Genomic DNA, 12,884 nt, shown 5'->3' on the forward strand with positions numbered 1-12,884 from the left:
TTGAGGGGGGCGGACGGCATGGTGAGCGTGCAGTTGCTCGGGCCCGTGGAACTGTCGGTGGGGGGCCGGGCGGTGGAGGTGGGGCCACCGCAGCGGCGTACGGTCATGGCCGCCCTGGCCGTGGACGTCGGTCGGCCCGTCGCGATAGACGTGGTGATCGAGCGGGTGTGGGGCGCGTACGCACCGGACGGGGCGCGCAGCGCGGTGCACGCCCACGTCGCCCGGATCCGGCGGGTGTGCGAGCGGGCCTCCGAGACCGCCGCGCAGCCCCTGCGCGTGGTGCGCCGCTCCGGCGGCTACCTCCTGGACGCCCGCCCGGACCATGTCGACGCACACCGGTTCCGGCAACTTGTCGAACGCGCCCGGGCGATGGGGCGGACCGACCCCGCGCAGGTGGAACCGCTGCGCCAGGCGCTCGCCCTGTGGCGGGGAGAACCGCTGTCCGGCCTGAACGGGCAGTGGGGGGCCCGGATGCGCGAGACATGGCGGCGCCAGCGACAGGACGCGGCCGTCAGCTGGGCCCGCGCGGAGCTGCGCCTCGGTGATCCGGTGACGGTCATCGCCCCGCTGACCAGTCTGCTCGGCGAGTACCCGCTGGCGGAACCCCTGGCCGAGGCGCTGATGCGGGCCCTGCACGAGACCGGACGCGGCGCGGAGGCGCTGGACTGCTATGCCGAGGTGCGGCGCCGGATCGCGGAGGAGCTGGGCGCGGACCCGGGTCCGGCGCTGCAACAACTGCACCAGGAGATCCTGCGGGGCCACCGGGCCGGGCCCGTCCGGCGGCAGGAGTCCGGGGCGGGGCCGGCGCCGTGGCCGGCCGTACTTCCCGCCCAACTACCCCTGACTGTAAGAGGGTTCACGGGGCGCGCGGAGGAGCTGGTCCGCCTGGAGCGGATCCGCGCGGGGGCACGGGGAAAGCCTGCCGCGGTGGTGCTGTCGGGCATGGCCGGCGTCGGGAAGACCGCGCTGGCGGTGCACTGGGCGAGCCGGATGGAGCGCGCGTTCCCGGGCGGGCAGCTGTATGTGAACCTGCAGGGATTCGATCCGCAGCGGGCGGCGGTGGACCCCGCGGAGGCGGTACGGGGTTTCCTGGACGCGCTCGGAGTGCCGCCGGACCGGGTGCCGCCCGGTCTGCAGGGCCAGGTGGGGTTGTACCGGAGCCTGCTGACCGGGCGCCGGATGATGGTCGTGCTGGACAACGCGCGGGACGCGGAACAGGTCCGTCCGCTGCTGCCGGGAGCGACCGGCTGCATGGCGCTGGTGACCAGCCGGAACCAGCTGACGGGGCTGGCCGCGATGGAGGGCGCCCACCTGCTGACGGTGGACCTGCTGGCCCCGGACGCCGCCCGCGAGCTGCTCGCGGAACGGCTCGGGGCGGGCCGGGTGGCCGGCGAGCCAGGGGCGGTCGGCGACATCGTGAACAGGTGTGCGGGGCTGCCGCTGGCCCTGTCGGTGGTGGCCGCACGGGCGGCCGCACAGCCGCACCGACCACTGGGGGCACTGGCGGAGGAGCTCCGGGAGACGGGCGGGCGGCTGGACGCGCTGGACGGCGGTGAGGCGGCGAGCCGGCTGCGGGCGGTGTTCTCCTGGTCCTACGGTGCGCTGAGCGCCCCCGCCGCCCAGGTGTTCCGGCTGCTGGCCCTGCACCCCGGGCCGGACATGGGGCCGGCCGCGGTGGCCGCGCTGGCGGGGGTCGCGCCGGAGCAGGTCCGGGTGCTGCTGACCGAACTCACCGGGGGGCACCTGCTGTCCGAGGCCGTCCCGGGGCGGTACGCGTTCCACGACCTCCTGCGGGTGTACGCCGCCGAGCTGGTCGCCGTACACGACAGCGGGTGGGCGCGGCGGGCGGCTCTGCACCGGATGATGGACCACTACCTGCACACCGCGTGGGCGGCCGACGTACTGGTGACCCCGCAGCCCAACCCTGTGGCACTGCCGCCGGCCCGGCCGGGGGCGAATCCGGGGAAGCCCGGGGACTACGAGGCCGCGCTGGCCTGGTTCCTGGCCGAGCACTCGGTGCTGCTGGAGATCGTGCGGCAGCCGCCGGAGGACTTCGACGGCCATGTGTGGCGGTTGGTCGGGGTGTTGAACACCTACCTGGACCGGCACGGGTACCGGGAGGCGGCGCTGATGGCCGGACGCAACGCGTTGGAGGCGGCCACGCGGGACAACGACCGCGCCGGCCGGGCGAACGCCCACCGGGGCCTGGGGCTGGCGCTGGACCGGTTGAAGCACCCCGTGCGGGCCCGGGAGCAGTACGTGCGGGCACTGGAGCTGTTCGCCGAGCTGGGCAGTGACGCGGGGCAGGCACGTACGCACCAGCATCTCGCGCGGATGTCGGGGGCACAGGGACAAAGCCGGCAGGCGCTGGAGCACGCGCACCGGAGTCTGGAGCACTACCGGGCGGCGGGCGACCGGGCGGGACAGTCGGCGGCGCTGAACCACATCGGCTGGCGGCTGGCGCAGCTGGGCGACCACAGCGGAGCGCTGCCCCACTGCGAGCAGGCCATGGTGCTGGCACGGGAGTCCGGGGACGTGGACGGGCAGGCGCACATCGCGGACAGCCTGGGCTACATCCACCATCACCTGGGCCGGCACCCGCAGGCGATCGACTGGTACCAGCAGGCGGTGCGACTGTTCCACGCCGCCGGGGAGCGCAACACCGAGGCCGCCTGTCTGATGGGCCTCGGCGACAGCTGCCACAGCGCGGGCCTGCCGGGCGTCGCACGCGACGCGTGGACCCGGGCCCTCGCTCTCACCGGCGAACTCGGCCTGCCCGACGACGACACCCTCCGCGCCGGAATCCGCGACCGCCTCCGCCTCGCGGTCGCACCGGACGAATCGCCGGGCCACGTTCCGGTCCGCTGAGCGGAACCGGGCGCGACAGACCGGCCCGGACTGGTCCACGTTCTCCTATGGCAACGACGACGCGCGCCCGCACGGATGTGCGCCGTTCGCGTCTCTTCCATCGATGTGACGAGGGGAGGGAAAACCATGGAGAAGACCGTCGTGAACAACGATCCCCAGAGCGATCCGGGAGAAGAATCCGCGATCATAGTCGAGGTCAGCGTCAGGTTCTGACAACGCCCCCTCAGCGCGTGAACCCGCCTGCGCTTCCGGCGCGACTCATGACCGGAAGCGCAGGTCGCACCAGGGGCGCGTGACGAACCGAAAGAGCACCTTCAGAGCACCGCCGGATGCCGGAGGGCACATGAAGATCACGTTGGTCTGCATGCCGTGGGCCTCGCTGTCGACCCCTTCGCTCGCGCTCGGGATCCTGTCGCGAAGGATCGCGGACACCTTCCCGGACATCGAGACGGAAACCGTCTACGCCAACATCGACTTCGCCGACTGGATGGACCAGAAAGGCGGACTGGGCCGCACGGAATACAGTTTCTACTCTTTGAACAGCTACTTCGAGGGATGCGGCGACTGGGTCTTCTCCTCCGCCCTCTACGACGACCCCACGTGGCGGGTCGACGAGTTCACCGAGTCGATGCGGGACCGGATCACCGACGAGCAGCGGGAGACGAGTCTCCGGCTGCACGGGATGGTCCCCGAGTTCATCGACACGCTCGCCCGGCGGATCGTCGCCGGCGAACCGGATCTCGTGGGCGCGACCTCGACGTTCCAGCAGAACGTGGCGTCGCTCGCCCTGCTGCGCCGGATCAAGCAGCTGGCCCCGGACACGAAGACCGTGATGGGCGGCGCCAACTGCGACGGTTCGCAGGGGGAGGCGCTGCACCGCAACTTCGGCTTCCTCGACTACGTCGTACGCGGTGAGGCGGAGCGGACGTTCCCCCAGCTCGTCGCGGCCCTGCGCGCGGACGGCGACGGTCCGGTGGACCTGTCCCGCATCCCCGCCCTGTGCCGGCGGGACGGCGACGCCAGTGTCAGCAATCCGCCGGCCGAGCGGCTCCTGTCGCCCGCCGAGATCCCGTCGCCCGACTACGACGCCTACTTCGACCGGCTCCGGCGTTCCAAGGTGCGGTCCTGGTACGAGCCCCTGCTCGTCATCGAGGGCGCGCGCGGCTGCTGGTGGGGCGAGAAGCACCACTGCACGTTCTGCGGGCTCAACGGGTCGGCGATGACCTTCCGCAGCAAGAGCCCGCACACCTACCTGGAGGAGATCCTCGCCCTCGCCGGGCGCCACCGCGTACTGGACTTCTACGCCGTCGACAACATCCTGGACATGTCCTACCTCGACTCCGTCCTGGCCGAGCTCGCCGACGCCCCCTTCGACCTGCGCATCCAGTACGAGGTCAAGTCGAACATGAAGCTGTCGCAGATCGTCCGGATGCGCGAGGCGGGGGTGGTCAGCGTCCAGCCGGGCATCGAGAACCTCAGCTCCCGGGTGCTGAGGATCATGGACAAGGGAGTGAGCGGCACCCACAACGTGCGCTTCCTCCGGGACGCCGAAAGCAGCGGTCTGTCGGTGGCCTGGAACTACCTCTTCGGCTTCCCGGGCGAGACCCAGGACGACTACCTGCCCCTCGTCGAGCAGTTCCCGGCCCTGCACCACCTCTACCCCGCCACCGGGGCCTCGCGGATCGTGCTGGAGCGCTTCAGCCCCTACTTCAACCGCCCCGAGCTGGGCTTCGCCGAACGGCGCCCGCACCGGCAGTACCGGGTCACCTACGACCTGCCGGAAGCCGAACTGGCCGATCTCGCCTACATGTTCGAGACCGAGGCGCACGGCATCGACCAGAAGCTCGGCGACCGGCTCAACGAGGCCCTCCGGGAGTGGCACGACAGCTACGTCCGCAGCAGCCTGTCCTACGTCGACCACGGCGACCGGATCGAACTGGCCAACTCCCGGCCGGGCTTCGCCTGGCGGACCCTGACCCTGCGGGACCCCGTCGAGGCCGAACTCTTCCGCGCGCTGCACGACCCCAGGTCCGTCGGACAACTGGCACAGCGCGCGGCCCGGAGCGACGGCGCCTGGGACGAGCGCCGCGTCGAGGCGCTGCTGGCCGACTGGCGCGCCCACGGGCTGGTCTTCGTCGAGGCCGGTCGCGCGGTCCAGCTCGCCACCGCCGACGAGAACCAGCTGATGTGCCGTATCAGGCGCGACTCGGACAAGCACGGCGGACCCGAACTGGCCCTGGAACTGGCAGAGGAGCCCACATGCGTGACGATCTCCTGACCCCGCCCGCGCCGCCCGCCCTCGCCCCTGCCACCGGCGAGCACGTGCACGGCCTCTACCGGAGCGGTGTGCGGTACACCGCCCTCGACGAGCCGGTGTCCCTGAAGCACCCCACCCCGCGCGACCTGCGGGCCCTCGACTTCGTCCGGGTGGCCACCGCCCGGGGGCTGCTGGTGCGCTGGCGGCTGGAGGCCGGCCGGCGGGCGGACCCCGCCCTGACCGCCCGCGACCTGTCCCACCTGCAGCCCCCGGTCTCCCTCGACGGCCCCCGGTCCGCCGAGCGCCTCGCCCAGTGGCGGGAGCGCTTCTACGTCGGCCGCTGCATATGGCGACGGGGACCCGGATTCGTCCAGATCCGCGACCGCCGGGACGGGGCCCTCGGCCTGTTCGACCTGGCCGAACCCGCGTACATACAGGCCGTGCACCTGCTGGAGGAGCAGCGGACCGACGGCATCGGCCCCGATGTCCTCGCCGCACTGCGCGCCGAGCGCCTCGTCCTGGACTTCGGCGGCCACGACTGGTGGGCGCCCTGTCTGATCGACCGGTGGCCCGCGCCGTCCATGGTCGCGTGACCGGTCCCCCGGCGTCATGAAGGAGGAGTGGTGATCAACGACATCGCGGCCGCGGTGCTCGCCTGCGCGGCCGTGGGCTGGCTGGTGTGGCGCGGATTCTTCACCGCGCCGGGCTCGTTCGGTTCCTGGGCCATGTTCTCCCACATCGGTGCCTGCCATGTCCGGCTGCACGACGTGCGCGACGGGCAGCCGGTCTGCCCGTGGGAGTACGAGGCGCCCCAGGACTTCTTCACCTCACCGGACGCGCTCCGCTCACTGGTGCGCTACCTGGACGAGGAGCACGGCAGGCAGGTGGCCGGTGACGGTGTCGTCCTGGCGCCGTTCACCCGAATCAGGATCAGGGTCGTGAACGGCCGGATCGTCCGTGCCTGAACTGCTGTCGGCCGCCCTTCCGGTGCACGGCACGACGGCCGGCCCCGCACTGTGCGCCTTCCGCCTGGTCCTGGGAACGGCGCTGCTGTGGAAGATCACCGTCGACCATCTCTACGGCATGGCACGGTTCTTCGACATCGGGCCCAGGTCCCTGCTGCGCTGGCGCTACGAGCGCGACGAGATGGCCGTGAAGCTGCTGCTGAGCCCGTCCGCGTACAAGGTCTTCTACGCCGCCCGCGCCGTGGCGGTCGTGTGCCTGTTCGCCGGGGTGCTCACCCCACTGGCCGCAGCGGTCGTCGCCGCCTGGTGCGTGTTCGAGTTCACCTTCGACCGCAAGTTCAACACCCTGTTCCTGGGGATGATGTGCCTCCCGTTCGTCTTCGCGACCGGGGCCGACGCCTATCTGAGCCTGCAGTCGCTGCTGGACGCCCCGTCCCCGGCCGCGTTCGCCGATCCCTCCCGGGTGCCCGGCGGCGGGCCTTCCTGGCCGCAGGCCGCCGTGGTCGTGCTGATGTTCCAGATGTACTGGAGCAGCGCCTGGTTCAAGGCCGCGTCCCGCCAGTTCACCAGCGGGGACGTCCTGCAGAAGGTGTTCGAGCAGTTGGCCTCCGTACGCGGTGAACTACCCCGGGGACGGCGCGAGAACTACTTCCCCGAGTGGTTCGTCCGCCGCTTCGCCACCGCCGAGCCGTCGGTCGTCGCCCGCCGCTGGCGCATCCCCGCCCTGGCGACGGTCGTCGTGGAGGCCGCCCTCCCGCTTCTGCTGATCTTCCCCGCCACCTGGCCGGCCGGCGCACTTCTCGGCCTGCTGATGCACGCCGCCTTCACCCTGCTGCTGCCCAAACGCCTCCTGCCCTTCGGCCTCGCGTCGGCGGGTACCTACGTGCTCTTCCTGCCGCAGCACTCGTTCGTGGCACTGATCGGAGGACCGGCATGACGGACCAGGCCGCCTGGGCGCCCACCAGTTTCGGCGCCCGCGCCCACGACTACGACCGGCTGCGCCCCGACTATCCCGCCGAAGCCCTGGCCGAGACCCTGGCCGCCCTGGGTGGCGGTCCACCGGGCACCGCACTCGACATCGGCTGCGGAACCGGCAAGCTGGGCGCCGCTCTGACGACGCTCGGCCACGAGGTCACCGGCGTCGAACCGGACGCGCGGATGGCCGAGGTCGCCTCGGCCAGGGGACTGGCGGTCGAGGTCGGCACGTTCGAGGCGTGGGATCCGGGTGGCAGGCGGTTCGACATGGTGGCGTGCGGCCAGGCGTGGCACTGGCTGAGCACGGGGGAGCGGGCGGTCAAGGCGGCGCGGTGCCTGCGCGCGGGCGGACGGATCCTGCTCGCCTGGAACTTCGGCTCCTACGAACCGGACGGCGCGGCTCTCCTCGGCCGCGTCTACGCCTCCGCCCTGCCGGGCGGACTGCCGACCGGTTCGGGCGGCCGGGCGTCCCTGTCGGAGTCCGACCTCGACGGATACGCCGAGGAACTGCGCTCCCACGGGTTCCGGCAGCTGACGAGGACCGCCGTGCCCTGGCGGACCGTTCTCACCTCCCGGCAGTTCTGCGCCCTGCTGGCCACCGAGAGCCGCCATCTCGCCCTGTCCGAGCCCGTACGGCGGCGGTTGCTGAACGAGGTGACCGCCCGCCTCGACGCGGAGGCGGGCGGGGAGATCCACATGGTGTACAGGTGCCTGGTCGTGGGGGCGTCCGCCGCCGGCTGAGGCCTGTTCACCGGACGGTCTCCGGGGCCGGGTCCGTGCCGGACTCCGCCTCCTCGCCCCCGTCGGGCGCCTGCCCCAACTGCCGTACGACCGGGACGAGATGGTTGGTGAGCGCCAGAAGGGCGAGGCCGACGGCGATGGCGATGAGCGGGAAGTCGACTCCGAAGGCGTCCGCCAGCGCTCCGCACAGCACCGGGGCGAGCCAGCCGAGGGACTGCGCCGCCATGTTCGCCGACGTCAGGACGCGCGCGGCCACCGCGTCCGGGACCGTCGTCACCATGCCACTGGCGAACACGATGTTCAGCGGGGTGACCAGGACGATGCTGGCGCCCAGGCACAGCGCCGCGAGCCACGGCCGGGAGGCCAGCAGGACGACCCCGCCGACACCGACGGGGACCATCCAGGAGACGGCCAGGACGATCCGGTAGCCGGAGACGCGCCGCACGACCCACCCGGCGGCGAGGGCACCCCCCAGGCCGCACGCCGTGGCGATCGACTCGGCCGCGCCGATCTCCGAGGGCGAGGCACCGTGCTCCCGCAGCGAGACGATGAACATGAAGCCGAGCCCGGTGAAGAACAGGTTGATCAGCGCCGACCACAGCACCGCGTACCGCAGGAACGCGCTGCCCCGGATGAAGGCCAGCCCCGCGCCCAGGTCCCGGTGCAGCGGAGGCCGCCCGGCGGCACGGTCGGCGACATCGGGTCCCAGCGGGGTACGCAGGAACACACAGGCGAGAGCGACGGCCCCGAAGGACAGGGCGTCCACGAGGAACGGCGCCGAGTGCGCCAGCGCGAACAGGATCCCGCCGAGTGGTGCTCCGGCCATCTGGGCGCCGAAGTCGCGCGCCTCGACCCGGGCGAAGGCGGTCTTGAGCTGCGACCGAGGAACGAGACGTTTCACCACCGGCGCCGCCGCGCCGCCGAACACCGCCGCAGCCAGGCCCTGCACCAGCGCCAGCGCCGAGATCAGCGGCAGCCGCACCTGACCGGCGGCCACGGTCCAGAAGACGGCGCACATGGCCGCCAGCTGGACCAGTGAGGCCCCGATGAGCAGGGTGCGCCTCGGAAGGCGGTCCGCGGCGACCCCCGCGGGCAGCAGGCCCGCCACCACGCCGACGCCGACGCACGTACCGACGACACCGGCCGCCGTGGTGGACCCGGTGACGGCCAGGACCAGCAGCGGGAACGCCAGCGTGGAGATGCTGGTGCCCAGCTTGGACACCGCCACTCCGGACCACCAGATGGTGTAGTCCCGGTTGCGCCACAGAGGTAAGGGCTCCGGTTCCGGAGGCGCGGCTCGTTCCTCGTTGTCCTCGTCCACGGACCCACGTGTAGTGCAGCCGACCGGAGCACGTCGACCCGTGGTCCGGTCAGCGGAACCGTTCAGCCCGCGGCAACGGGCCCAGGGTGGTCCAGGGTGTGTGTCAGTTTCCCGACACCGTGACCTTCTCGTCGTTCTTCAGCTCGTTCACCAGCGTCTTCACCTTCGCCTTGTCCCAGACGAGGTTGCCGCCGCTCGAGCCCGAGATCGGCATGTTCATGGACTTGCCGTCGCCGCCGGTGACGCCCTTCATCGCCCAGAACATGTCGGCCAGGTCGAACAGGCCCATGTCCTTGTCGACGATCAGGGTGTCGAGGCCCGCGCTCATCGTCGGGTACAGCTTGAAGGGGTTCAGGATCGTGCTCGGCGTCGCGGTCTGGCTCGCCAGCGCCGCGAGGAACTTCTGCTGGTTCTTCGTACGGTCGAGGTCGCTGCCCGCGAGGGCGTACCGGGTACGGACGAAGGCCAGGGCCTGCTCGCCGTTGAGGGTCTGCTCGCCCGCCGTGAAGTTGGCGCCGGACTTGGTGTCCTTCATCCCGCCCTTGGGGATGGTGAGCTCCACGCCGCCGACCGCGTCCACGATGTTCGCGAAGCCGGCGAAGCCGATCTCCACGTAGTGGTCGATGCGCAGTCCGGTGTTGAACTCGACGGTACGGACGAGCAGTTCGGGCCCGTCCTCCGCGTACGCCGCGTTCAGCTTCACGTGCCGGCCCGTGCTCTTGTACGTCTTGCCGGACTCGGAGCCCACGAAGCTCGGGATCTCCACGTCCGAGTCACGGGGGAGGGAGATGAGGGTCGGGCCGTTGTCGCCGGTGTGCAGGATCATCATCGAGTCGGTGCGCTTGCCCTCGGCGGACCCGGTGCGCAGCTTCTTCTTCTCCTCGGCGGACAGGCCCGCACGGCTGTCGGAGCCGACGATCAGGTAGTTGGTGCCCTCGCCCGCCTCCGGCCGCTCGATGACCTTGGACAGGTCGACCTGCCGGTTCAGCTTGCCGTCGGCCCAGAAGTACGTACCGACGGACACCACGACCAGCAGCGTGACCACGGTGATCGCGGTCCACTTGATCCGCTTGCGCCAGTCCGGGGCGGAGCGGGGGCCGTGGCCGCCGCTCCCCATGGCACCGGGCCCGCCCGGCCCGCGGCCCGAGCCGCCGGATTGCGGCGCGCCGCCGTAGACCTGGCCGGTGTTGTACCCGCTGTCGTAGCCGTTCCCGTAGGGGTCCTGGCCCTGGTCACCGGCGTACGGCTGCTGCTGGGGCACCCCGCCGCCGTACGGCGGGGCGGCCGGGTTCTGGCCACCCTGGCCGCGCTGGACCTGCCGCATCACGCGCGCACTCTCGGGCTGTGCGTTCGCGCTGCCGCGTCCGTAGCGGTTGTTGCGGTTGTCGTCGGACCACGCGTCGGGCCAATCGTTCATGCGGACCAGTGTGCAGTGCCGGGCCATGCCCTATACAAGGGTCGAAGGAAATTAGGAACAGGCCTGTTGCCAAGCTGACACAAATCGCCCATGTGTACGTCCCGCATAGGGTGGACGCCATGACAGACCAGGCCACCGGGCCGGACGAGGCACCCCCGGGCAAGCCGACCTCCGCCTCCCGGACCACCCTCAGCCACATCATGACGAACGCCGACACCAACCTCCTGGGTACGGTGCACGGCGGCGTGATCATGAAACTGGTCGACGACGCGGCGGGCGCGGTGGCCGGCCGGCACAGCGGCGGGCCCGCGGTCACGGCGTCGATGGACGAGATGGCGTTCCTGGAGCCGGTGCGGGTGGGCGACCTGGTCCATGTGAAAGCCCAGGTGAACTGGACCGGCCGGACCTCGATGGAGGTCGGCGTACGGGTCCTCGCCGAGCGCTGGAACGAGTCGACACCGGCGACACAGGTCGGCTCGGCGTACCTGGTCTTCGCGGCGGTCGACGCCGAGGGCAAGCCACGCATGGTCCCCCCGGTCCTCCCGGAGACGGAACGCGACGAGCGCCGCTACCAGGAGGCCCAGATCCGCCGCACGCACCGGTTGGCACGGCGCAGGGCGATCGTGGAGCTGAGGGAACGGCGAGCGGCGGAGGGCCTGGACGACTGAGGCGACCCAGCCCTTCGGACCCCGCCCACCCGAATCCTCAGCGCCGTCTCACCTGCACCCCACCTGATCCCCGGTAGTCACCCCGAACTCACCCACCCGCACCTTCCGCACTCCCCGGTAGTCCGCCCCGACAGTGACCTTCATCAACGCACCCTGCCCCCGCACCACCCGCAGCGAACTCCCCGGCAACGCCGCCGCCAGCGACCTCGCCGAACGGTCCCACCGGGGGTCGTACGCGATCACCGTCCGCACCGCCGCCCCCCGCTCCCGCGCGTTCACCGGCACCCGGGTCGTCCGGAACCCGGTCGCGGCCAGCGCCCGGTCCACCTTCCGCCCCAGCCCCACCGTCCGCGTCCCGTTCTCGACCTGCACCCGGATCTGCTGCGGTGCCACCTCCACCCGTACCGGCGCGCTTCCCTTGCCGCTGCCGCGTCCGCTCTTGCGCACCGCCAGCGGCTCGTCCTCCCGCAGCGCCCGGAACAGCCGCCCCGCCTTCGCCGCGTCCCACTTCAACGTCGAACCGACGCCCTTCACGGCGTATCCCATCCGCCCGATCGGCACGGTCGTGAACTCGGACGACGCCGGGGAGAAGTTCCGCATGGCCCGCCCGAGGTCCAGCAGCTCACCCGTGCCGAACTCCTTGTCCGCCCGCACCGACCCGAGCACCGCCCGGGTGATGTCCCGGAACTTCATCGGGTTCAGCAGCACCCCGGACGACGTGGACTGCGCGATCAGCGCCGCCATGAACCGCTGCTGGCGCTGCATCCGCCCCAGGTCGGACGATCCGTCGGCGTGCCGTGAACGCACGTACTGCAACGCCTCCCCGCCACTCAACTCATGTGTACCGGCGGCCAGGTTCAGCCCGGTGTACGAGTCCTTCAGCGGCTTCGCCGTGCAGATCTCGACGCCCCCCAGCACATCGACCGTCTTCATGAAGCTGGTGAAGTCGATCTCCAGGTAGTGGTCGATCTTCACGTGCGTCATGTGCTCCACCGTCCGCACGGTGAGGTTCGGACCGCCCTCCGCGTACGCCGCGTTCAGCTTGATGACGTGTCCGCCGTGCCGGCGCCCGGTGGTCCGGTCGGTGTGCGGGGGCGTCTGTGCGTACGAGTCGCGCGGCAGGCTGACCACACTCGCCCGCTCCCGGTCCTCCGAGATGTGCACGATCATCATCGTGTCGGTGCAGTGGCAGGGCGCGCCGCCCAGCCGGTACCTGCGCCGCTCGGCCTCGCTGATCTTCTCCCGGCCGTCCGTGCCGACCAGCAGCACGTTCATGCCGTGGCCCGCCCGCGGACGGTTCTTCATGTCCTTGAAGGGGTCGACACGGGCGATGTCGGAGTCGAGGCTGGTGACCACCGCGTGCCCGATACCGGCCGCGGCGAGAACCACGACGGACAGCGTCGTCACCGCCCGCATGGCCCAACGGGGCTTCTTCCGCCGTACGGGGGGACGCGGGCGGCCGGACGACGGCCGTGGCCGCCGCTGCGGGGAACCGGGGGAGTGGGGGGATGCGGGGGACGCGGGCATGGGGGAACACCTCCGCGAAGGCAGGCCGGGGGAGGGGGAGTGGGCCGAACGTGGGATCCGTGAGCACCGTAGGCCCATACGATCTGAGGCCCGGGTCAGGGAGCGGGCGGCGCGCGTCGGTGTCCCCCGTTCGCGGTAACGTGAG

Annotated in this window: 10 protein-coding genes; 7 read left to right on the forward strand and 3 right to left on the reverse strand. The window is 71.6% G+C overall.

The window, feature by feature from the left end; genetic code table 11:
* The first annotated feature begins 18 nt into the window (after positions 1-18).
* From IEY89_RS03010 to IEY89_RS03035, 6 genes are all read left to right on the forward strand, one after another.
* The gene (locus tag IEY89_RS03010) at positions 19-2,868 is read left to right on the forward strand and encodes an AfsR/SARP family transcriptional regulator (RefSeq protein ID WP_189145616.1); all 2,850 of its coding nucleotides are present in this window, start codon (positions 19-21) and stop codon (positions 2,866-2,868) included.
* Positions 2,869-3,211: 343 nt separating this feature from the next.
* Positions 3,212-5,146 (forward strand): RiPP maturation radical SAM C-methyltransferase, encoded by a 1,935-nt coding sequence (locus IEY89_RS03015; RefSeq protein WP_189145617.1) that lies wholly within the window; start codon positions 3,212-3,214, stop codon positions 5,144-5,146.
* Complete coding sequence (locus IEY89_RS03020) at positions 5,128-5,718, forward strand: DUF5825 family protein (protein ID WP_189145618.1); 591 nt, start codon at positions 5,128-5,130, stop codon at positions 5,716-5,718. Before IEY89_RS03015 ends, IEY89_RS03020 begins: the two co-directional genes overlap by 19 nt.
* Positions 5,719-5,748: 30 nt before the next feature.
* Positions 5,749-6,090 (forward strand): hypothetical protein, encoded by a 342-nt coding sequence (locus tag IEY89_RS03025; protein WP_189145619.1) that lies wholly within the window; start codon positions 5,749-5,751, stop codon positions 6,088-6,090.
* Positions 6,083-7,027 (forward strand): HTTM domain-containing protein, encoded by a 945-nt coding sequence (locus tag IEY89_RS03030; RefSeq protein WP_189145620.1) that lies wholly within the window; start codon positions 6,083-6,085, stop codon positions 7,025-7,027. Before IEY89_RS03025 ends, IEY89_RS03030 begins: the two co-directional genes overlap by 8 nt.
* Positions 7,024-7,806 (forward strand): class I SAM-dependent methyltransferase, encoded by a 783-nt coding sequence (locus IEY89_RS03035; protein ID WP_189145621.1) that lies wholly within the window; start codon positions 7,024-7,026, stop codon positions 7,804-7,806. Before IEY89_RS03030 ends, IEY89_RS03035 begins: the two co-directional genes overlap by 4 nt.
* 7 nt (positions 7,807-7,813) lie before the next feature.
* Here the strand turns inward: IEY89_RS03035 and IEY89_RS03040 are convergent, their stop codons facing one another.
* The gene (locus tag IEY89_RS03040) at positions 7,814-9,127 is read right to left on the reverse strand and encodes an MFS transporter (protein ID WP_189145622.1); all 1,314 of its coding nucleotides are present in this window, start codon (positions 9,125-9,127) and stop codon (positions 7,814-7,816) included.
* A gap of 103 nt (positions 9,128-9,230) precedes the next feature.
* On the reverse strand, positions 9,231-10,544 hold the full coding sequence (locus tag IEY89_RS03045) for an LCP family protein (protein WP_189145623.1): 1,314 nt from the start codon (positions 10,542-10,544) through the stop codon (positions 9,231-9,233).
* Between the two features lie 119 nt (positions 10,545-10,663).
* On the opposite strand from IEY89_RS03045, the gene IEY89_RS03050 reads away from it, so the two are divergent.
* On the forward strand, positions 10,664-11,212 hold the full coding sequence (locus tag IEY89_RS03050; RefSeq protein ID WP_189145624.1) for an acyl-CoA thioesterase: 549 nt from the start codon (positions 10,664-10,666) through the stop codon (positions 11,210-11,212).
* 48 nt (positions 11,213-11,260) lie between these two features.
* Here IEY89_RS03050 and IEY89_RS03055 read toward each other — a convergent pair whose 3' ends face one another.
* Positions 11,261-12,739: an LCP family protein gene (locus IEY89_RS03055; RefSeq protein WP_189145625.1), complete on the reverse strand. Its 1,479-nt coding sequence runs from the start codon at positions 12,737-12,739 to the stop codon at positions 11,261-11,263.
* Positions 12,740-12,884: the final 145 nt, after the last annotated feature.

This window comes from Streptomyces lacrimifluminis (assembly GCF_014646095.1).
Lineage (GTDB): Bacteria > Actinomycetota > Actinomycetes > Streptomycetales > Streptomycetaceae > Streptomyces > Streptomyces lacrimifluminis.